The sequence below is a fragment of the Pseudomonas sp. CCOS 191 genome (assembly GCF_001007005.1).
GTDB lineage: Bacteria > Pseudomonadota > Gammaproteobacteria > Pseudomonadales > Pseudomonadaceae > Aquipseudomonas > Aquipseudomonas soli.
In genome coordinates, this window is the sequence record NZ_LN847264.1 from 4,581,222 (window position 1) to 4,600,797 (window position 19,576).

The 19,576-nt window shown below is 63.8% G+C and carries 17 protein-coding genes and 1 tRNA gene; 3 read left to right on the forward strand and 15 right to left on the reverse strand.

Features of this window, described 5'->3' with window-relative positions; all coding sequences use genetic code 11:
• Positions 1 to 666: 666 nt before the first annotated feature.
• The 5 genes from CCOS191_RS20350 to dapA form a co-directional block, all read right to left on the reverse strand.
• A tRNA-Ser gene (locus CCOS191_RS20350) sits at positions 667 to 756 on the reverse strand.
• Between the two features lie 91 nt (positions 757 to 847).
• Positions 848 to 1,558, reverse strand: a complete 711-nt coding sequence (purC, locus tag CCOS191_RS20355) for a phosphoribosylaminoimidazolesuccinocarboxamide synthase (protein ID WP_046856744.1) — start codon at positions 1,556 to 1,558, stop codon at positions 848 to 850.
• A gap of 29 nt (positions 1,559 to 1,587) precedes the next feature.
• Positions 1,588 to 2,346, reverse strand: coding sequence for an MBL fold metallo-hydrolase (locus CCOS191_RS20360; RefSeq protein WP_046856745.1), 759 nt, complete (start codon positions 2,344 to 2,346; stop codon positions 1,588 to 1,590).
• On the reverse strand, positions 2,347 to 3,462 hold the full coding sequence (gene bamC, locus CCOS191_RS20365) for an outer membrane protein assembly factor BamC (RefSeq protein ID WP_046856746.1): 1,116 nt from the start codon (positions 3,460 to 3,462) through the stop codon (positions 2,347 to 2,349).
• A gap of 17 nt (positions 3,463 to 3,479) precedes the next feature.
• Positions 3,480 to 4,367: a 4-hydroxy-tetrahydrodipicolinate synthase gene (gene dapA, locus CCOS191_RS20370; RefSeq protein ID WP_046856747.1), complete on the reverse strand. Its 888-nt coding sequence runs from the start codon at positions 4,365 to 4,367 to the stop codon at positions 3,480 to 3,482.
• A 260-nt stretch (positions 4,368 to 4,627) separates the two neighbouring features.
• On the opposite strand from dapA, the gene CCOS191_RS20375 reads away from it, so the two are divergent.
• Both CCOS191_RS20375 and CCOS191_RS20380 read left to right on the forward strand, forming a co-directional pair.
• Positions 4,628 to 5,188, forward strand: a complete 561-nt coding sequence (locus CCOS191_RS20375; RefSeq protein ID WP_038705592.1) for a glycine cleavage system protein R — start codon at positions 4,628 to 4,630, stop codon at positions 5,186 to 5,188.
• A 10-nt stretch (positions 5,189 to 5,198) separates the two neighbouring features.
• Positions 5,199 to 5,672 carry a peroxiredoxin gene (locus CCOS191_RS20380; RefSeq protein WP_046856748.1) on the forward strand — a complete coding sequence of 158 codons (474 nt, stop codon included), beginning with the start codon at positions 5,199 to 5,201 and terminating at the stop codon, positions 5,670 to 5,672.
• Positions 5,673 to 5,774: 102 nt separating this feature from the next.
• Here CCOS191_RS20380 and CCOS191_RS20385 read toward each other — a convergent pair whose 3' ends face one another.
• Positions 5,775 to 6,845 carry an AI-2E family transporter gene (locus CCOS191_RS20385; RefSeq protein ID WP_023630921.1) on the reverse strand — a complete coding sequence of 357 codons (1,071 nt, stop codon included), beginning with the start codon at positions 6,843 to 6,845 and terminating at the stop codon, positions 5,775 to 5,777.
• Positions 6,846 to 7,008: 163 nt separating this feature from the next.
• Positions 7,009 to 7,248, reverse strand: coding sequence for a sulfurtransferase TusA family protein (locus CCOS191_RS20390; protein WP_023630920.1), 240 nt, complete (start codon positions 7,246 to 7,248; stop codon positions 7,009 to 7,011).
• Between the two features lie 106 nt (positions 7,249 to 7,354).
• Between CCOS191_RS20390 and CCOS191_RS20395 the strand changes: the two genes are divergently transcribed.
• Positions 7,355 to 8,791, forward strand: a complete 1,437-nt coding sequence (locus CCOS191_RS20395; RefSeq protein ID WP_046856749.1) for a M48 family metalloprotease — start codon at positions 7,355 to 7,357, stop codon at positions 8,789 to 8,791.
• Positions 8,792 to 8,850: 59 nt separating this feature from the next.
• Here the strand turns inward: CCOS191_RS20395 and nadA are convergent, their stop codons facing one another.
• The 8 genes from nadA to CCOS191_RS26880 form a co-directional block, all read right to left on the reverse strand.
• The gene (gene nadA, locus CCOS191_RS20400; RefSeq protein WP_046856750.1) at positions 8,851 to 9,909 is read right to left on the reverse strand and encodes a quinolinate synthase NadA; all 1,059 of its coding nucleotides are present in this window, start codon (positions 9,907 to 9,909) and stop codon (positions 8,851 to 8,853) included.
• Positions 9,910 to 10,153: 244 nt separating this feature from the next.
• Positions 10,154 to 11,665: a YdgA family protein gene (locus CCOS191_RS20405; protein ID WP_046856751.1), complete on the reverse strand. Its 1,512-nt coding sequence runs from the start codon at positions 11,663 to 11,665 to the stop codon at positions 10,154 to 10,156.
• A 105-nt stretch (positions 11,666 to 11,770) separates the two neighbouring features.
• Positions 11,771 to 12,403: a GNAT family N-acetyltransferase gene (locus CCOS191_RS26875; RefSeq protein ID WP_156177669.1), complete on the reverse strand. Its 633-nt coding sequence runs from the start codon at positions 12,401 to 12,403 to the stop codon at positions 11,771 to 11,773.
• Positions 12,396 to 14,282, reverse strand: coding sequence for a MutS-related protein (locus tag CCOS191_RS20415; RefSeq protein WP_046856752.1), 1,887 nt, complete (start codon positions 14,280 to 14,282; stop codon positions 12,396 to 12,398). The genes CCOS191_RS26875 and CCOS191_RS20415 overlap by 8 nt, the downstream gene beginning before the upstream one ends.
• A complete protein-coding gene (locus tag CCOS191_RS20420) occupies positions 14,188 to 15,381 on the reverse strand; it encodes a GNAT family N-acetyltransferase (protein ID WP_046856753.1) in 1,194 nt (397 codons plus the stop codon). The genes CCOS191_RS20415 and CCOS191_RS20420 overlap by 95 nt, the downstream gene beginning before the upstream one ends.
• Positions 15,371 to 16,558 carry a GNAT family N-acetyltransferase gene (locus tag CCOS191_RS20425; protein ID WP_052752648.1) on the reverse strand — a complete coding sequence of 396 codons (1,188 nt, stop codon included), beginning with the start codon at positions 16,556 to 16,558 and terminating at the stop codon, positions 15,371 to 15,373. Before CCOS191_RS20425 ends, CCOS191_RS20420 begins: the two co-directional genes overlap by 11 nt.
• Positions 16,542 to 17,849, reverse strand: a complete 1,308-nt coding sequence (locus tag CCOS191_RS20430) for an aminotransferase class I/II-fold pyridoxal phosphate-dependent enzyme (RefSeq protein ID WP_052752649.1) — start codon at positions 17,847 to 17,849, stop codon at positions 16,542 to 16,544. The genes CCOS191_RS20425 and CCOS191_RS20430 overlap by 17 nt, the downstream gene beginning before the upstream one ends.
• A 3-nt stretch (positions 17,850 to 17,852) precedes the next feature.
• Positions 17,853 to 19,022 carry a sterol desaturase family protein gene (locus CCOS191_RS26880; protein WP_052752650.1) on the reverse strand — a complete coding sequence of 390 codons (1,170 nt, stop codon included), beginning with the start codon at positions 19,020 to 19,022 and terminating at the stop codon, positions 17,853 to 17,855.
• Positions 19,023 to 19,576: the final 554 nt, after the last annotated feature.

Below are 19,576 nucleotides of genomic sequence, written 5' to 3' on the forward strand. Positions count from 1 at the left end.
CGGACAGAATTTTAATAAATGAAGATGTAACAAATTTATTCCAATCTTTAAGGAAGAATACAAAGCTTTTCACTTCATGTATAAAATTCCCGAACAGGCTTACCAATAACGGCCGAAATTCAGAATAAAGAAACTACCGCTATTCTTCGCCTGTGCGGCATCCTGCCTATACTGGCCAACTATCTGGAGAACGACTTCCAAGGGGCGCCTGAACGAAAAGGACAGATACGACTGCGGCTATACGAAGGGTGAAACCCTTGACGCAGTAACACAAGGACCAATCAAGATACGGTAGCGATGGCAGTACCTGCCCCCGCAAAGAACCGTACGTAGGAACTACCGCATACGGCTCCTGCTTCGGGCTTGTGACGTGAAGCGATCTTCGGGATAAGGAGGTAGATTTCGTACAGAACTAGCGTGCTGTCTCGGAAATTAGCTGTTCACTCTGGGCGACGACCTGAGCGCCCGGCCGGCGCCGCCATTCGCCAAAAGAGACCGTACGTCCGAGACAGGACACTCGTTGTCTTACACCCAGACTTGAGGTAAATGCCCGCACGTCGCTGGATTAGCGGTACTGATGCAGCGCGCCCTACGCCCTGACAGCCCCCTTAAACGACAAAGCCCCCGAAAACTCAACGTTTTCAGGGGCTTCGGCTACTTCGCGTATGGCGGAGAGATAGGGATTTGAACCCTAGGTACTGTTGCCAGTACAACGGATTTCGAATCCGTCCCGTTCGACCACTCCGGCATCTCTCCAATGGCGCGCATCATACCAGTGATTTCGTTTCTGGCAAACCTTTTTTGAAAAAAATTCGCGTGGTATCAGGCGCTTGCGTGAACGCGCCGCTTACAGCGGTACGCCCAGGCGCTTGGCAACTTCTTCGTAGGCTTCGATCACGTCGCCCAGGCCCTGGCGGAAGCGGTCCTTGTCCATCTTCTTGCGGGTCTCTTTGTCCCACAGGCGGCAGCCGTCCGGGCTGAATTCGTCGCCCAGGACGATCTGGCCGTGGAACACGCCGAACTCCAGCTTGAAGTCGACCAGCAGCAGGCCTGCGTCGTCGAACAGCTTGTTCAGCACTTCGTTGACCTTCAACGACAGCTTCTTCATCTCCACCAGTTGCTCGGCGGTGCCCCAGCCGAAGGCGACAACGTGGGATTCGTTGATGAAGGGGTCGCCCTTCTCGTCGTTCTTCAGGAACAGCTCGAAGGTGGACGGCTCCAGCTTGATGCCCTCCTCCACGCCCAGGCGCTTGACCAGGCTACCGGCGGCGTAGTTGCGCACCACGCACTCGACCGGAATCATGTCGAGCTTCTTCACTAGGCACTCGTTGTCGCCCAGCAGCTTGTCGAACTGGGTCGGCACGCCGGCTTCTTCGAGCTTCTGCATGATGAAGGCGTTGAACTTGTTGTTCACCATGCCCTTGCGGTCGAGTTGTTCGATGCGCTTGCCGTCGAACGCCGAGGTGTCGTTACGGAACAGCAGGATCAAGCGGTCGGCGTCGTCGGTCTTGTAAACCGATTTGGCCTTGCCGCGGTAGAGTTCGTCGCGTTTTTCCATGATGGGCTCCGCTTGCTTGAGTAGGTGGGCTAGGCGATTTGGCGCCAGTCGAGCCCTTGATCCTGATTCGCCACCTGGAGCCAGTCCGGGTCGCACCCGAGGGCGTCGACGAAGCACTGGCGGGCCAGATGTGGCAGGTTGTTCTTGCTGCTGAGGTGGGCCAGCACCAGGTGCTGCAGGTTTTGCCAGCCCAACTCGGCCACCAGGCTCGCGGCCTGGTGGTTGTTCAAATGTCCCTGGCTGCCGCCGACCCGCAGCTTGAGAAAGCGCGGGTAATGCCCACGGGCCAGCAGGTCGCGGCAATGGTTGGCTTCGATCAGCAGGGCATCGAGCCCCTGATAGCGCTCCAACAACTGCGCGTCGTAGCTGCCCAGGTCGGTGAGCATGCCGAAGCGGCGGCGACCGTCGCTGATCACGTACTGCAACGGCTCGTAGGCATCATGCTCGACCCGTGCCGCGCTGACCTGCAGATCGCCGATCTGCACGACATCGCCGCAACCGAGAAAACCGGCCACCTCCACCGGCTTGCGCATGCCGCGCAAGGTGCCTTGGCTGAGGTAGACCGGTACATTGTAGCGCCGTGACAGCAACCCCACGCCATGTACGTGGTCGGCATGTTCATGGGTCACCAGCACTGCGCTCAACTGCGTGGCCGAAACCCCGAGCAGCGCCAGGCGCCGCTCGGTCTCGCGCAGGGAAAAGCCGCAGTCGACCAGGATGACCGTGTCACCACTGGCGATGAGCGTGCCGTTTCCCTGGCTACCGCTTCCCAGAACCGCGAAGCGCACTTAGCCCAGGTGGTCCTGGATCGCGCTCAGCACGCGGCGGGCGACATCGGCCGGGGCCACGGTGTTGATGTTCTTCTCGACGGTCACCTGGACGTTATCACCCACCTTGCTCAGGCGTACCTGATAGCGCTCGGCGCGGGCTTCACGCTCTTCCTTGCTCGGCTCGCTGCCGAACAGGCGACTGAAGAAGCCGGGCTCCTTCTGCTTGTCGTCGGGCTTCTCGGACAGGTTGATGTAGTACAGGCCCAGGCTGCGGTTGATGTCCTCGACACGCCACTCGCCCTGCTCCAGGGCGCGGCCGACGCCAGACCAGGCGCGGTCCAGGTCGGAACCCAGGAATAGTACCGGGTTGCCGCTGCCGTCCTCGCTCAGGCTGACCTGGCTCGGGGCATCGAAGTCGCGCGCGGCCAGCAGCGAGACCGACCCGCCCTTCTCGGCGCTGCGGTTCATGCTGGCGAGCATTTCGTCGACCAGCAGGGCGTCGGTGCCGGTGTTGCTGGAGGCAGACGGGAAGTCAGGCTCGGCAGTGCTGCCGGCCGGGCGCTCGACGCTGACCACATACACCTCGGAAGTGTTGCGCTGCACGCCGGGCTCCATGCGCACCCGCACACGGACTTCGCTGTCCGGGCTGCTGGAGGTGCTGGCCAGGCGCTGGCCGAGGGAAGCCGACAGTTCGTCGAAGCGCTGCCAGGTGGTGTTGAATTCGCCGGTCTGCGGGCGCTCTTCAGCGATGCGGAAACCGTTGTCCTCGAAGAACTGGCGGGTCACCGGCCAGACTTCGGCGGGCGAGCGCTGGGCCAGCACCCAACGGCTGTTGCCGCTGCGCTGCAGGCTGAAATCGCTGATGTCGGCGGTGGCCGACAGCGGCTGTGGACGGGGTACCTCGAACTCGCCAGTGGCGCGATCGTCGGCTACGTTGCGCGGGATCGGCAGCAGCGGATCCAGGCGCTTGACGTTGCTGGCGTCCGGCGGCAGCTGCATCGGCGCGGTAGGCTGCGCCTGCAGGTAGTCGCTGCCACGGTCGCGGAAATAGCCATCCTCGCCCCACAGCCAACCGCACCCACTGGTGCTGGAAATGATCAGGGCGAGAGCGGAAAGACCAGCCAGTCGCTTCATGCGGTGTACTTCCTCGATTAAACCAGTACGCCGGACTGGCGCAAGGCAGTACGGACTTTTTCGTGACAGCCTTCGCTCAGCCAGGTCAGCGGCAGGCGGATACCTTGTTGCATCAGGCCCATTTCAACCAGCGCCCATTTCACCGGGATCGGGTTGGCTTCGCAGAACAGGTCTTTGTGCAGCGGCATGAGTTTTTCGTTGATTGCGCGGGCCTTCTCGGCATTGCCCTCAAGGGCGGCCTCGCACAGGTCAGCCATTTCGCGCGGGGCGACGTTGGCGGTGACGGAGATGTTGCCCTTGCCGCCCATCAGGATCAGCTCGACGGCGGTCGGATCGTCGCCGGACAGGACGATGAAGTCCTTGTCGACGCCTTCCAGGATGGCCTTGGCACGGACCAGGTCGCCGGTGGCTTCCTTGATACCGATGATGTTCTTGACCTTCGACAGGCGGATCACGGTGTCGGCCTGCATGTCGCAGGAGGTGCGGCCGGGCACGTTGTACAGGATCTGCGGGATGTCGACGGCTTCGGCGATGTGCTTGAAGTGCTGGTACAGGCCTTCCTGGGTCGGCTTGTTGTAGTAAGGCACGACGAGCAGGCAGGCGTCGGCGCCGGCATTCTTGGCGTTCTGGGTCAGGTGCACGGCTTCGGCAGTGGAGTTGGCACCGGTACCGGCAATTACCGGGATCCGCTTCTTGCTGTGCTTGACGCGCTCGACCACGTGCTTGATGACCAGGATGTGCTCTTCGACGTCCAGGGTGGCGGACTCGCCGGTGGTGCCGACAGCTACGATCGCGTGGGTGCCGTTTTCCAGGTGGAAGTCTACAAGTTTGTCGAGGCTGTCCCAGTCCAGACGCCCTTGTGCATCCATGGGTGTGACCAACGCCACCATACTGCCCGCAATCATGTAATTGCTCCTGCCGGAAAAAGAGAGCGGTAATGGTACTGGCGCCATCGGCCTTGCACAAGCGAAGCAGGCGGGCGGAGCATTCCCCTTCGCGCCGCTTTTCGCTACCCTTGATCCTTTGATCGATACAGCGCGGCCCGTCGGGCCGTCGACAGTGCTCCTCGCCTGCGTCCACAGCCGCCCAAACCGGCCGGGGCCCTGCTGGAAAAGGAGGCTTGCCCCCGTCCTGTACCGACCGCTCATCGCTTTAGGAATGCTGCATGTCCACCCCCACCGTTCGCGAACAATTCCTCGTCATCAGCGCCCTGGGCCCCAACCCCATGGAGCTGGCCAACGTCCTCAGCCGCGCCGCCTTCGACAATCGCTGCGCGGTGGTCACCTCGCGCCTGTCGCGCCACGGCGAAACCAGCGCCCTGGTGCTGCAGGTCGGCGGCAGCTGGGATGCCCTGGCCCGCCTCGAGGCCACCCTGCCGGGCCTGGGCAAGAAGCACGGCCTGACGCTGGACGTGGTCCGCAGCGCCGACCAGGAGGTGCGCCCGCAGGCCTTGCCTTACGTGGCCTACGTCAGCGCCGCCTATCGCCCGGACATCATCAACGAGCTGTGCCAGTTCTTCCTCGACCACCGCGTCGAGCTCGAAGCGATGACCTGCGACACCTACCTCGCCCCGCAGACCGGCAGCAGCATGCTCAACGCCCAGTTCACCGTGATCCTGCCGGCCGGCACCCAGATCAGCTGGCTGCGCGACCAGTTCCTCGACTTCGCCGACGCCCTGAACCTGGACGCGCTGATTGAACCGTGGCGCCCACAGAACCCTGTCTAAGGAGGCTCCCATGGCCGTAGCAATCGACCAACCCGTCGCCGATTTCCAGGTACAGGCCACCAGCGGCCAGACCGTCAGCCTGGCTGAGCTGAAAGGCCAGCAAGTGGTGCTGTACTTCTACCCCAAGGACAGCACTCCGGGCTGCACCACCGAAGGCCAGGGTTTCCGCGACCAGCACGCGGCATTCCAGGCCGCCAACACTGTGGTGTTCGGCGTTTCGCGCGACGGCATCAAGTCGCATGAGAACTTCAAGGCCAAGCAGGCCTTTCCCTTCGAGCTGATCAGCGACAAGGACGAGGCGCTGTGCCAGCTGTTCGACGTGATCAAGCTGAAGAAGCTGTATGGCAAGGAATACCTGGGCGTGGACCGAAGCACCTTCCTGATCGACAAGGACGGTGTGCTGCGCCAGGAATGGCGCGGGGTGAAGGTGCCCGGGCATGTGGATGCCGTGCTTGCGGCGGCGCAGGCCCTGAGCAAGGCGTGAGCCTGACGCCGGACCACCGACGTGGGAGCGGGCTTGCCCCGCGATAGAACTCAATCGCGGGGCAAGCCCGCTCCCACGACAGCCCGCCTCAGACCCAAAAGGCTACAACATCGGCGCCACAGACGTTTCCTGCCGCGGCCAGGCATCCAGCACCGCCTTGAACAGCGTCGCCAGCGGGATCGCGAAGAAGATCCCCCAGAACCCCCACAGCCCGCCGAACAGCAGCACCGCGCAGATGATCGCCACCGGGTGCAGGCTCACCGCCTCGGAGAACAGCAGCGGCACCAGCACGTTGCCATCAAGCGCCTGGATGATCGCGTACACCGCCATCAGGTAGATGAACTGGTCGCCCCAGCCCCACTGGAACAGCGCGATCAGGGTCACCGGCACCGTCACCACCACCGCGCCGACATACGGCACCACCACCGACAGCCCCACCAGCAGCGCCAGCAAGGCGGCATAGTTGAGGCCCAGGCTGATGAAGGCGATATAGGTGGCAATCCCGCAGATCAGGATCTCGATGCCCTTGCCGCGGATATAGTTGGCGATCTGCCGGTTCATCTCGTCGCCCACCCGGTTGAGCAACGTGCGCTCACGCGGCAGGTAGCCACTGACCCAGCGCCCGATCAGCTCGCGATCCTTGAGGAAGAAGAACACCAGGATCGGCACCAGTACCAGGTAGATCATGGCATTGACCAACAACGGCAGGCTCGACAGCGAGAAGGTCAACGCCCACTGGCCGAACTTGCCGATTTCACCGCGGACCGACTCGATAGCGCGCAGCACCTGCTCATCCGACACCAGGTGCGGATAGCGTTCGGGCAACAGCAGCAACAGCGACTGCCACTTGCCGAGCATGCCGGGCAGCTCGTTGAACAAGGTGATCAGCTGATGCCAGAGCAGCGGCACCAGCACCAGCATGAACACCGCCAGCGCGCCCATGAACAGCGCGAACACCAGCCAGACGGCCAGCCGCGTCGGCACCTTCAAGCGCTCCAGGGCATTGACCAGCCCCTGCATGAGAAACGCCAGGACCATGCCCGCCAGCACCGGCGCGAGCATGCCGCCCAGGGTCAGCACCACGGTGAAGGCCAGGAACAGCAGGACCGCAAGCACCACTGCCTCCTCGTCGGAGAAGTAGCGCTGCATCCAGTCGCGAAGCACTTTGAACATTGACGATCCTAGGTTCTGTACGAAACGTCTTGAGACGCAGATCAGGCAAGGCGAAAACAGCCGAGGAAGCGGAGTGTACTAGAGTACATGAGCATTCCGAGGCTGTTTTCAACGCAGCATGAACAAGTATCAAGGCGTTTCGTATAGAGCCTAATGAAGGGAATCAGGCCTTGCGCAGCCAGTAGGTGTAGACCCCGGCCTCGGCCGTTTCATGCAGCAGCGTATGACCTGCCAATTGGGCGAACGTGCGGAAGTCGCGCTGGGAACCGGCGTCGGTGGCGAGCACCTTGAGCACCGCGCCGCTGGCCAGGCGATTGAGCTCCATCTTCGCCTTGAGCAGCGGCAATGGACAGTTGAGACCGCTGGCATCGAGCTCGGCGTCACAAGTCGGGGTGTCACTCATCGGGCAGCGCTCCAGGACCGCATGGGGAAGGCCGCTAGGATACCGCCACTGGTCGGCATCGCGCGACCCGGCTACAGTAAGGCTTTTGACCGACGCGAGCTTCTGCATGAATCTACTGCGCCCCACCCTGTTGACGCTGGCCTGCCTGCTGGCCCTGCCCGGCCACGCCGACGACCTGCCGTCACTGGGCGACGCCAGCTCCGCGATCGTCTCGCCACAACAGGAACACCAGCTCGGCCGCGCCTGGCTGAGCCTGTTGCGCGGCCAGGTGAACCAGCTCAACGACCCGCAGCTCAAGGACTTCGTCGAGACCAGCGTGTACAAGCTGGCCGAGACCAGCCAGCTGCAGGACCGGCGTCTGGAGTTCATCCTTATCGACAGCAAGGAACTCAACGCCTTTGCCGCACCCGGTGGCATCGTCGGGGTCAACGGCGGCCTGTTCCTCAATGCCCAGACCGAAGGCGAGTACGCCTCGGTACTGGCCCACGAACTGGCGCACTTGTCGCAACGCCACTTCGCCCGCGGCGTCGAGGCCCAGCAACGCATGCAGCTGCCGATGATGGCGGCCTTGCTGGCCGGTATCGTGCTGGCGGCGGGCGGCGGCGGCGATGCCGGCATTGGCGTGATCGCCGGCACCCAGGCCGCGGCAATCCAGGAACAGCGGCGCTTTTCCCGGCAGAACGAACAGGAAGCCGACCGTTTCGGCATCCTCAACCTGGAAAAGGCCGGCTACGATCCGCGCAACATGCCCAGCATGTTCGAGCGCCTGGCCCGCCAGTACCGCTACGATGCCAAGCCGCCGGAATTCCTGCTGACCCACCCGGTCACCGAATCGCGTATCGCCGACACCCGCAACCGCGCCGAACAGGCGCCCAAGGGCGGCGTGGAAGACAGCCTGCGCTACCAGTTGATCCGCGCCCGCGTGCAGCTCACCTACGAAGGCACGCCAGGCATGGCCGCCAAGCGTTTCCGCGCCCAGCTCGACGAAACCCCGAACATGGATGCCGCCCGCTACGGCCTGGCCCTGGCGCAGATCAAGGGCGGCCAGCTCAACGAAGCGCGGGAGAACCTCAAGCCACTGCTGGCCAAGGCGCCCAACGACATCACCTACAACCTGGCGCAGATCGACCTGGACATCACCAACAACCGCCTGGCCGACGCCCAGCAGCGCGCCCAGCGCATGCAGGCGCTGTACCCGGGCAACTACCCGTTGAAACAGGTGCGCGCCGACCTGCTGGTCAAGCAGAACAAGCCGGCCGAAGCGGAAAAGGTGCTGGATGACCTGGTCAAGAACCGGCCAGATGATCCGGACGTGTGGTACGACGTGGCCGAAGTGCGCGGGCTGTCGGGCAACACCATCGGCCTGCACCGCGCGCGCGCCGAATACTTCACCCTGGTCGGCGACTTCGACCAGGCGATCCAGCAGCTTGACTACGCCAAGCGCCGCTCAGGCAGCAACTTCCCGCTGGCTTCGCAGATCGACCAGCGCCAGCGCGAGATCATGGAGCAGCAGCGCATGGTCAAGGAGATGATGGGGCGCTGATACACAGCCAGAAACCATCGCGGCGACCCGACTTGCCCCGCGATGGTTTGTGCAACCGGTCAGGCGTTACCGGACAACTTCAACCGCGCCGCCTGGGTGAAGTCGAGCATGCGGTTCAACGGCTTGATCGCCTTGGGGATCAGCGCCGGCTCGACGAAGATCTCGTTGCTGCCATTACGCAGGCAGTCCAGCACCCGCTCCAGGGTGTTCATGGCCATCCACGGGCAGTGCGCGCAGCTGCGGCAGGCCGCGCCGTTGCCAGCGGTCGGCGCCTCGACGAACTCCTTGTCCGGGCACAGCTGCTGCATCTTGTAGAAGATGCCGCGGTCGGTGGCGACGATGAAGGTCTTGTTCGGCAGGGTCTGCGCCGCCTTGATCAGCTGGCTGGTAGAGCCTACCGCGTCGGCCAGTTCGATCACCGCTTCCGGCGACTCCGGGTGCACCAGGATCGCGGCGTCCGGGTACAGCGCCTTCATGTCGGCCAGCTGGCGCGACTTGAACTCTTCATGAACGATACAGGCGCCATCCCACAACAGCATGTCGGCACCAGTCTGCTTCTGGATGTAGCGACCCAGATGCTGGTCGGGGCCCCAGATGATGGTCTCGCCGTTGTCCATCAGGCTTTCGACGATTTCCAGCGCGCAGCTGGAGGTCACCACCCAGTCGGCCCGGGCTTTAACTGCCGCGGAGGTGTTGGCGTAGACCACCACGGTGCGCTCGGGATGCTGGTCGCAGAAGTCCGAGAACTCCTTGACCGGGCAACCCAGGTCGAGGGAGCAGGTCGCTTCCAGGGTCGGCATAAGCACGCGCTTTTCCGGGGTGAGGATCTTCGCCGTCTCGCCCATGAAGCGCACCCCCGCCACCACCACGGTCTCGGCGGGATGATTCTTGCCGAAGCGCGCCATCTCCAGCGAGTCAGACACGCAGCCGCCGGTTTCCTCGGCCAGGGCCTGGATCACCGGATCGCAATAGTAGTGGGCCACCAGCACGGCGTTCTGCTTCTTCAGCTCGGCAGCGATGGCCGCACGGTAATCGGCCTCCTGCGCGGGCGTCAGCGGGTTGGGCTGCTTGGCATCGAGGTGCGCCTGGACCAACAGGCGTTCGGAAATCTGGGTCATGATCGCTGGACCTGCAGGGCGCTTGAGCGCGTCAGTCGAGTGTATCACCCGGCCCTGGCAGATCGGCTAGCGGTGCCGGACGGCCAGCGTCTCGGCCCCTCTGCGGGCGCGGATTATTATCGGACGCGAAGGCTACAGGCAATCGGAAGGATGCAAAAGGGGTTTTTGCAGCCCTCCGTCGCGGGGCAAGTCGGGTCGCCGCATCGCCGCTCCCACGATGATGGGAGCGGGTCTGCCCGAAGGGTCAGCCCTGCGGCTGCAACGCCGCCAGGTGGCCGCTGATCAGCATGGCGAACTCTTCGACGGTCATCTTCTTGCCGTTGAAGTCGACCATGCCATCGGCATACTGCAGGCTCGATACCACATCGGTGCCCTCTACCGTGGCCATGCCGCTCTGCAGCGCCATCATGCCGAGCATCTCGCCAGCCTGGCTGGACTGCTGGGCAATGGCCTGGGCGTCGGTCTCGCCGTCGAGCAGCGCCTGCAACGTGGCCAGGTCACCGACCATCGGCTTGGAGACACTGAGCTTGGCCTTCAGCTGGGTCAGCAGCTGCTTGCCCAGCTGGTCAGGCGGCAGGTCGAACGAGCTCGGGCTGGCGAAGTCCATCGCCAGGTTGAAGTGGCTCTCGCCATTGGCGGTCTTGAACGCCAGCTTCTCCACCGCCACCTGCGGCTTGGCCACCAGCAGCTTCTGCAGGTCGCCCTGGATCTTGGCCTGTTCCTCGGGGGTCATGTCCAGCGACGGGGCCTCGCCCTCGGCCGCCGCTTGCTGCATCTGCGGCAGCTGGGTCTGGTACCACTCCATCAGCGCCTGCATGGCCGCAATGTCGATGGACTTCATGGTCAGGACCATTTCCGCGCTGCCAACCTTGCGCCCGGCATAGCTGATATCGGCAACCTTGTATTCCAGGCGCCCGGCCAGCTTGTCCTTGGCCTCGCCCTCGGCGTTGTACAGGTTGTTCTGCTGCAGGCCCTTGAGCACCAGCACTTCCTGCTTCGGCCCGAAGGTCACCTGGGTGTCGGCCAGGGCCAGGTCGAAGTTGCCGACATAGACCATGTCGTGAGCGGTTTCGTGGAGCTTGCCACCGGCCTTGAAGCCGTTGAGCAGGATCTTCACCGGCGCCTGTTGCTCATCGACGAAATTCAACTCCAGGTGCTCGGCATTGCCGTGGATCTCCACTGCCTTGCCGTCGCGGTCACCGCGCAGTTGCAACTGCAGGCCGGAGAAGTCCAGGACGTTGCCGCCGTCTTCCTTGAGCGTCACCGGCGCCAGGCGGATATCGCTGTCGACACTGCCGTTGTAGCCGAGGCTGACCTGGGCGGTGACCGGTGCCTTGTCGCCGGCGGCGGTGAACCAGCCCGCGGTGAAGTCATCCTTGTCCAAAGCGCTGTTGCTGGTGGCCATGACCGGCATCAGCTTGAACGCCTTGACCCGCGACCAGGGGAACGGACCGTGCTCGATCTGGTCGGTCACGCCAACCTGGAAGTTCAGCGCCTCGGCCTCGCCGAGCTGCACGTTCTCGGCCTTCAGGCGGTAGTGCGCGGTGCTGGTGAAGAAGTGCTGGTCCAGCGAGACCAGCTCGATGGTCATGCTGCCGCCGTTACCGACCAGGGCTTTCTTCAGCTCTTCGTTGCCGCGGGCAACGGAGCGTTCCAGCTCCGCGGGCAGTTGCTTGCCGGTGTACCAGGCGCCAGCGGTGGTTGCGACGGCGATGGCCACGGCCAGACCGGAAAGGATGCCTACTGATTTCTTCATGAATAGAACCGATTGCTGTCCATATAGGGCTGATAGGCCCCCTCGAATGGGGGTATGCAAGACTAGCACTGACCGGCCCGGCGTGAGACGCAAGTTTTCGCATCGTTATCCGCGGTTGCCCAGATCCAGGCTCATGCGCAACTGGTCGGCGAACAGAAAACCGTCGCAACACACCCCCGGTATCTCGCTGTCAACCTGGAAACCATGGGCCCGGTACAAGCGCTGCGCCAGCTGGTTGTCGGCGTCCACATCCAGTTGCAGGCGCCCATGCCCCGCCGCCCGTGCCCGGGCGATGGCGCCTCGCAGCAGCCGCGTGCCAAGCCCCCGCCCGCGCGCCTGGGGCGCCACGGCCAGGTTGTACAGCCACAACGCATCGTGACCAGGCCGCGGATGGCGCGCCACCGACCGCTGCAGGCGGCGGATCACCCGCAACCCGGACAGCCCCGGATAGAAACGCAGTATCGAGGTGAGCAGGGCCAGGTCGAAACGGGTCTTTTCGCGGGCACCAAGCGTAGCCACAACCCCATGGCATTCCCCTGCCTGCACCAGCACCCGATGCCGGGCGTGGCCAAACCAACCCAGGTTGCGGGCAAAGGCGTGCGCCAGGTAAGGCTCCAGATGGCGTGTCCCGTAGATGAACGCCAGGGGTTGCGGCGCGATGCTGGCGACCAGCGGCACGACCTGGCCGACATGCCCGGCATCGGCGAGCTGCCCGCCCATGTCCAGTGTGTCAGTCACCCTTGAGCACTCCCATGCTGCGCAGCAGGCGGATGGCGTTGGTGTTGCGCGAAATGCCGTGGCGCAGCTGATAGTTGAAGCGCAGCACCTGTGCCTCGCCCTCTTCGAAACCTTCTTCGAAGTAGATGTTGCTGCCCAGCCCCTGGAGTTCAGGCGCGGTGGCCAGCGCCACGTTGTGGGTGGTGAGCATGCCCAGTGCCTGATGGGCGCAGAGGGTGCGCAGGATCTCGATGATCGCCAGGTTGCGCTCCTTCTCGTTGGTGCCCTTGAGCAGCTCGTCGAGCAGGTACAGCACCGGCTCCGCTGCCTGGCGCACAGTGTCGATCACCGCCTTGACCTGCATGACCTCGCTCATGAAGTACGACAACCCCTGTTCCAGCGAGTCGCTGACCGAGATCGACGAGACCATGCGCATCCGCCCGAAAGCGAAATGCCGCGCCGCCACCACCGAGCCGGCCTGTGCCAGGCGCAGATTGAGGGCCACGGTACGCATGTAGGTGGTCTTGCCCGACATGTTGGAGCCCGTTATCACCGTGACCCGCCCCGGTACCAGATCGATCGGGTTGGCGACCGCCCGCTCCGGGTGAATCAGCGGATGACTGGCCGCCTCGGCATGAATCTCGGCCTCGCCGATGGCTTCGGCCCGACACCAGCCCGGGTTCTCGTCCGCCAATCCGGCAAAGGCTGCCAGGGCCTCCAGCTCGGCGACCACCTCCAGCCACTCGGGCAAGCGACGACATTGCTCGCGCTTCCAGCGGGCCAGGGCACGGGCGCAATGGAAGTCCCAGAGCAGCAGTGCCTGGGCGAACACGCTGACGGTCGGGTTGTGCCGCAACCGGGCGTAGCCGAGGATGCCGTCAAGCTGGCGAATCGCCGCTGCCGGTGCCCGGCCATCGCCCTGCAGGCGCGCCACCTGGCGGCTCAGGCCCGGGCTGTCGAACCGCTGCGCAACGGCCAGGGCCAACCAGTCCGACAAGCCACCAAGCGCATCGGCGGTATCGTCCGCACCGTCGAACACCTTGTGCCAGGCCTTGGCCCGCCAGCCGTAGAACATCAGATTGACCACGATGCAGGCCAGCAACGCCAACGGCGGTACCACGCCGGCCAGCACCGCCACGACGCCACCGAGGCTGGCGAGCGTGGCAAGCAACCCCAGTACGACCTGCGCCGGCGGGAACACCCCGGCATCCACCCGAACCACCCATGCGGCCAGCCGCCCCAGCCCGTAGCCACGCGCATTGATCTGCAGCGCGTGAGCCGCCAGGGCCTGACGCAGGCTCCGGCGCTCGACCAACTCGGCAATGGCCGCCTGGCGCTCGGCCTGCTGAGCCGTGGTGGCCGGCAGGGTCAGCCAGGCGGCGATGCGTTCGTCACCCAGGCTGGTGGACTGGCTGAACAACAGCTGGCCCAGCGATGCCGGGCCAAACAGGTTGATGTCCAGGTCCTGCTTGTCGAACAGTGGATGCAGGCTGGTTGGACACGCGGGCAGGTCGTCGAAACGCCGGTCCAGCCGTGCCAGGGCCCACTGATTGAGCGTATCCCGGTGCTGTTGGTGGGCGATACGCTCGCGCAGGCCGGCATGACGCCGGACCAGCGCCACGAACAGCGCCAGGCAACCGCCGAAGGCCAACCACAGCCACGGCGCGAAGCCGTTCTCATAGCCATGCCAGGCCAGGGTGGGCATGGCCAGGAACACCAGCAGGCGCGCCCACTCGGTCTTGCGCAGGCGTGCCGACAGCCGGACGACCTGTTGCCGATGACGGCTCGACCTGGCCGTGAAGTCGTCACGCAGGGCCTGCCGGTTCCGCTTCTGACTGGGCGGCGGCGCGGAAGACGCGGCGCTGGCTGGGCTGCTTGATATCGAACATTTCTGCGACATGAGGTCCTAGGATCCTGTTCAGGACGGGGTTCTTCAGCTTCAGGTACAGGCCGCTGCCGCTGAGCTGCGAGCCGAGGTTCTGCTTGACGAAATAGTTGGTGATACCGAGGTCGACCCGCTCCGTGGCCGGCGAGGCAAACCGGCGCAACAGGTCGATGTGCAGCACATAGTAGGCATTAACCGGCAGGTCCACGGCATAGTCACGGCCAAACAGGAACGGGTTGATGACCCGCTCGCCCACACCGCTGAGCACGAATGCCACGGCCCGGTCATTCGGATCAAGTAACACCGAGAACACGGCCTGGTCACTGCCTTGCAGGCGCTGAAGGAAAGCCAGTGGCAATTGCTCGCGCTGGTACTCGGTCGCATGCCGGTGTGTACACACATACAGCTCGTACAGCCGCTCCAGGCCGGGTACCTCGCCCTCATGATGAAGTACCCGGTAACCGGAGGCTTCGAAACTGCTCAGTGCCTTCTTGAGGATCTTGCGGCTGTTTGCCTTGAGCCGGGCGTAATGCCCTGCCCAGTCCAGGCCGTGCAGGTGGATGAGTGCCAGGGGGTAGTTGTGGCAATGACGAAAGCCGCGCCTGTGCAGCAGGCCGTCGAATGCGGCATGACTGGCGTTCTCGCGGTCCAGGTCACGCACCACGTGCACCCGGGCCCGCGGCAGCGCCCGTTCGGCACTGGTCACCAGCAGCGCGAACAGTTCGTCCTGGTCATGCTCAGGCGCTACCCACCAGTGCTGCCCTGCCGTTTCGAAACAGCCCAGCATGGCCACCCTCAGCATGCCGATCCGCGGCACCAGCCGCCGCAGCGGGCCAACGCCACGGCGCAACCAGGCTGGCGCTTCGGCCATCAGGTCCAGGTCCTGCTGGGTGACAAACAGCATCCCGGCGACTTGCGCCGATCCAGGCCGGCGCGCCACCAGGTAGCGGTAGTCACGATCGTGGAAACAAGCCTCGACCACCTGCATGAACGCGTGGCTGCGAAACGGATGATGGAAGGCCAGGGTGCTGTCCCACAGGCTCTGGTCGAGGTCGTCGATGCTGTCGAAAACCTGCACCTGCCAGGTATCCAGGTCGTAGGTTTCAATCAGCATGGTCGAGCAATCCTTGGGCCTTGAGACTGTCCAGGTAGGCATCGTGGTGCTTGAACACATTGCGCAGCGCCGGAATCTGCGGCGCCGGGAACAGTCCGTCGCGCAGCAGGTACAACAGTCGGTTGACCCAGACTCGACGATGGCGGATGTAGAAATACAGCGGTGAGGAAACGGCCCCGATGCTGAACTTGGCCTCGTAGCTGGTCTGGCCCAGCTCGATGTACGGCACGCCACGACGCTCGGCCTCCTCGACGATGCGGTACAGGCAGTTGAAATACAGGCTGCCGGCATCGCGATAGGCGTAATCGATGCCCAGGTACAGCGGATGCAACGCATCGCCCGCGAGGAACAACTCGAACGCCACCAGACGCTGCTCATCGAAGCAGAGCAAGGCGTAGGCCTGGGTACCAAGGCAGTGGCAAACCTCACGGAAGAACGCTTCGGAGAGACGCTCGAATCGGGTGCTGGAGCGTTCGAGCACGTTCAGGTAGAGCCGATGCATTTGTGTTGCATGATCGGCGAAGTTCACTTCGACCACCCAGCGCAAGCCCGCTTCGTCGAACGTCCTGCGGCGCTTCTTCAACACGTTGCGGTACTTGCTGAGCATGTTGTCGACATAACCCATGCCATTCACCGCCGCAGTGCTCACAAAGGTGGTGTCGGGGCTGCGGCACAGCAGGTAGTGCTCGCCGAACGCCGCTGAAAGCCGCCGCTGCAGGGCCTGGTCGAACTCCTTGAGGCAGACGAACCCGATACCCAACGCGTCGGCCTTGGCCTGCAGTTCCTGATGCAGCATCGCAAGCACCGGATCCCAGGCCCCATCCCGTACCCCGGGCAGGCCCAGCAGGTCGGAACAGATCGCCAACGGGCTGCCGATGACGAACAGGCGTGCCTTGAGCAAGCGCCCGTACACCCTGCGCGCCTGCCGTACCACGGCCTGAACCTCCACCGGCGCGAGGTCGGACAGCGAATAGTCCATCACGAAACACGGCACGATGCCGACCAACCGCCCGTCACGTAGCACCCTGAGGTAATGAAAGCTGTCGACGATGCCTGCTCGCTCCAGTGCCTGCTGCAGTTCGTACGAGGCGGTCACCCTGCCGGCGCCGAAGCAGGCCTGCCATTCGCTCCGTCCGATATCACTCAGTTGCCGGGTCCACTCAAACACGACGGCCATCCCGGGCTCCGTGCGCATCGATCAGCCGCAGTGTCCGGCCAACGTCGGTGATGGCCTCGATGCTGTAGTCGAGTTCTTCTCGGGTGAGATTGGCACTGAGGTTGATGCGCACCCGGGCACGCGAACGGCTCACCGCCGGGTGAGCCACCGGATTGACGTAGACGCCGCGCAGGTGCAAGGCCTTGGCCAGCTCGTAGGCCTTGTGCTCTTCGTAGGTCATCAGTGGGATGATGCTGCTGCGTGTGTCGAGCAGGTCGAAGCCACGGGCGCGCAGGGTCGCGACAAAGTACTCGGTCTTGTCGCGCAATTGCTCGATGATCTGTGGCGAAGCCTCCAGCACATCCAGCGCGGCGATGATCGAGGCCAGCACAGGGGGCGGCAGCGACGCCGAGAAAATGTAAGGGTTGGCGCCTGCACGCAAGAGGCTGGCGGTTTCATGGCGAGTGGCGATGAAGCCGCCGACACCCGGCAACCCCTTGCTCAGGCTGCCGGTCAGCACATCGACCTGCCCCGCTACCCCGAACAACGCCGGCGTGCCCCGCCCATGGGGTCCCAGGTGCCCCGTGCCATGGGCATCGTCGACGACCAGGAAGGCGTTGTAGCGCCTGGCGAGTTCGGCGATCCGGTCCAGCGGAGCAAGGTCGCCGTCCATGCTGAACACGCCATCGGTGACGATGAACTTGCGCTGTTGCGCGGGAAGGCGCTGCAGGTGGCTCTCCAGGCTGCGTAGCGAGGCATGGCGGTAAGGCACTACCCGCGCCGCGCTCAGACGCAGGCCATCGACGATCGACTGGTGATTGAGCATGTCGCTGAGCACCACGTCGCCCTCGCGGCACAGGGTGCCCAGGGCTGCCAGGTTGGCGGCGAACCCCGACGAGAAGGTGATCACCGCCTCGACCCCGAGGAACTGCGCCAGGCGCCGCTCCATCTCCAGGTGCAGCTCGCTGGTACCGTTGAGCAGGCGCACGCCGCTGGAGGTGGTGCCGTAATGGCGTATGGCGTCGATGGCCGCCTCGTTGATACGGGGATGGCCATTGAGCCCGGAGTAGTTGTACGACCCCAGGTGCAACACGTCACGGCGCTCGGGGACCCTGGCATGCTCGCTGAAGCTGACCGAGGCATGCTTGGTCGGCATCGAATGGAACACCCGCCCGATGACGTCCATGTAGCCCTGCCCCACCAGACTTTCGAGGCGTTCGAGCAGGCTCTCCAGGGCCTGGTTGTCGCGGGCCAGCCGCTGGGGCTGCGCCCCGTCGTCGGCCGAGCCCCGCAAGACGCTTGTCGGGTTCATCAATCACTCCTTGATCAACAATGGATTGCGCCGCACGGCCAGCAGAGGCAGGCAGCAGCTCAGGATTGCCAACAGCAGCAACCAGGCTCCGCCGGTCGCCTGCCACCACAGGAACAGGCTGGCCAGCGCCAGCCCCAAATACAACGGCCAGCGCAGGTGCGCCAGGCCGGACTCGCGGTGGCCGGCGCTATTGGCCGCCAACAGGAATGCGAGCACCGCCAGGGCCGCCTGCCCCGGCGGCAGGACGGCGTACTGGGTCACCAGGAAAAAACCGAGGAACAAGGCCGGCAGGTAGTCCGGCCAGGCGAACGCGCCCTGCCCCAGGCTGGCGTGTTGCTCGACGACCCGGGTATGCGCCGGACTGCCGAACAGCACCCGCAACTTGCCACACAACCCGCTGGCCTCCCGCGCCGAACGCAGGCAATGCCGATAGAGGAAGAAGTTCAGGTGGCCAGGCGAGCCCGGCTGGCTGATCGGCGTGGTCACCCCGTAACGCACCGGCTCCTGCGGCAGTTCACGCTGGTAGGTACCGAACAGGCGGTCCCAGATCACCAGGAAACAGCCGAAGTTCTTGTCCAGGTAGCGATCGTTGCTGGCGTGATGGACCCGATGCTGGGACGGCGTGACCAGGATTCGCTCCAGCACGCCCAGCTCAGGGATCAGTGGCGAATGGATGAAGAACTGGTAGATCAGCTGCGCGGCCACCACCAGCAGGTAGTGTTGCAGGGGGATGCCCAGCACCGCCATGGGCAGAAAGAACAGCCAGACGGTGAAATTGCCCAGCCAGCCTATGCGCACTGCGGTCGTGAGATTGAAGGCCGTACCGCAGTGGTGGATCAGGTGATTGCACCAGAGCAGCGCGCATTTGTGATGGGCCCAGTGATTGACCCAGTACAGGAAATCATAGACGAGGAAGGCAAAGGCGATGTTCGCCCAGGGGCTGCCCAGGTCCAGCCCCAGCGACCAATGGCTGTGCAGGTAAGCATAAAGCCCGAGGCTGGTCGCGGCGAACAGCACGCCGACCGCAAGGTTGCCGATGCCGAGGACGAAATTGACCAGTCCCTCGGCCGGGTGCCAGTCCGCTGTCCGGCGCCAAGCCAGCCATGCCCCCTCGACCACGATCGAGCCGAGTACCAGCACCAGCAGGTAATCCAGAAACGCCGCGCTCTCCATGCCAGCTCCCTTGCCCAGGGCGTGCCAGGATTGGCGCGCCAGCAGACTCCTGATCCGTGGAGCCCGGCCCGGCCAACCCGTTGCAGGGCCGCCAGGCGAGTACTTTTACTAGAACGAATCACCCTAGAAGGGATAAAGGAAAAATCCATGACAGCCGTCGCAAGCGCGACGTATTTCGTCACAACACATTTCAGGTAAGCGTTAATTTTTATCAACACACATGACGAGGAAAACACTCAAAAAACGACGAAAAAACCAAAATAGCGACTAGTCGTTCAATAAAAATTCACACAAACCCGACATGCTGTCGTGTTTCACTTGACACCCACACCCCCTTCGTCGTTTATTTTTCCCGCTTTGCGTCGCGCCCGATAAACCACAACTACAGGCAAGCGCCCCGATCATGCCGATCCCGTCCTCGAATCATCTTCGCCACCCCCTCGTGCACGTCCGCCATCCACGCCCCGGCCCCTCGATCGGCTGATCCGCGTACCTTCTGCCACGCCCTCGGGCGTTACCTGCCGCTCCAACTACAAATGGTGAATAACATGGAG

What these genes read in the sequence shown, in the direction of transcription:
- CCOS191_RS20430 (WP_052752649.1), bottom strand. Translation starts at nt 17,849, where the DNA reads ATGAACCCGACAAGCGTCTTGCGGGGCTCGGCCGACGACGGGGCGCAG.
- nadA (WP_046856750.1), bottom strand. Translation starts at nt 9,909, where the DNA reads ATGACCCAGATTTCCGAACGCCTGTTGGTCCAGGCGCACCTCGATGCC.
- CCOS191_RS20375 (WP_038705592.1), top strand. Translation starts at nt 4,628, where the DNA reads ATGTCCACCCCCACCGTTCGCGAACAATTCCTCGTCATCAGCGCCCTG.
- bamC (WP_046856746.1), bottom strand. Translation starts at nt 3,462, where the DNA reads ATGAAGCGACTGGCTGGTCTTTCCGCTCTCGCCCTGATCATTTCCAGC.
- CCOS191_RS20415 (WP_046856752.1), bottom strand. Translation starts at nt 14,282, where the DNA reads ATGTCGCAGAAATGTTCGATATCAAGCAGCCCAGCCAGCGCCGCGTCT.
- CCOS191_RS20395 (WP_046856749.1), top strand. Translation starts at nt 7,355, where the DNA reads ATGAATCTACTGCGCCCCACCCTGTTGACGCTGGCCTGCCTGCTGGCC.
- CCOS191_RS20390 (WP_023630920.1), bottom strand. Translation starts at nt 7,248, where the DNA reads ATGAGTGACACCCCGACTTGTGACGCCGAGCTCGATGCCAGCGGTCTC.
- CCOS191_RS20380 (WP_046856748.1), top strand. Translation starts at nt 5,199, where the DNA reads ATGGCCGTAGCAATCGACCAACCCGTCGCCGATTTCCAGGTACAGGCC.
- CCOS191_RS26880 (WP_052752650.1), bottom strand. Translation starts at nt 19,022, where the DNA reads ATGGAGAGCGCGGCGTTTCTGGATTACCTGCTGGTGCTGGTACTCGGC.
- CCOS191_RS20385 (WP_023630921.1), bottom strand. Translation starts at nt 6,845, where the DNA reads ATGTTCAAAGTGCTTCGCGACTGGATGCAGCGCTACTTCTCCGACGAG.
- CCOS191_RS20425 (WP_052752648.1), bottom strand. Translation starts at nt 16,558, where the DNA reads ATGGCCGTCGTGTTTGAGTGGACCCGGCAACTGAGTGATATCGGACGG.
- CCOS191_RS20420 (WP_046856753.1), bottom strand. Translation starts at nt 15,381, where the DNA reads ATGCTGATTGAAACCTACGACCTGGATACCTGGCAGGTGCAGGTTTTC.
- purC (WP_046856744.1), bottom strand. Translation starts at nt 1,558, where the DNA reads ATGGAAAAACGCGACGAACTCTACCGCGGCAAGGCCAAATCGGTTTAC.
- CCOS191_RS20405 (WP_046856751.1), bottom strand. Translation starts at nt 11,665, where the DNA reads ATGAAGAAATCAGTAGGCATCCTTTCCGGTCTGGCCGTGGCCATCGCC.
- dapA (WP_046856747.1), bottom strand. Translation starts at nt 4,367, where the DNA reads ATGATTGCGGGCAGTATGGTGGCGTTGGTCACACCCATGGATGCACAA.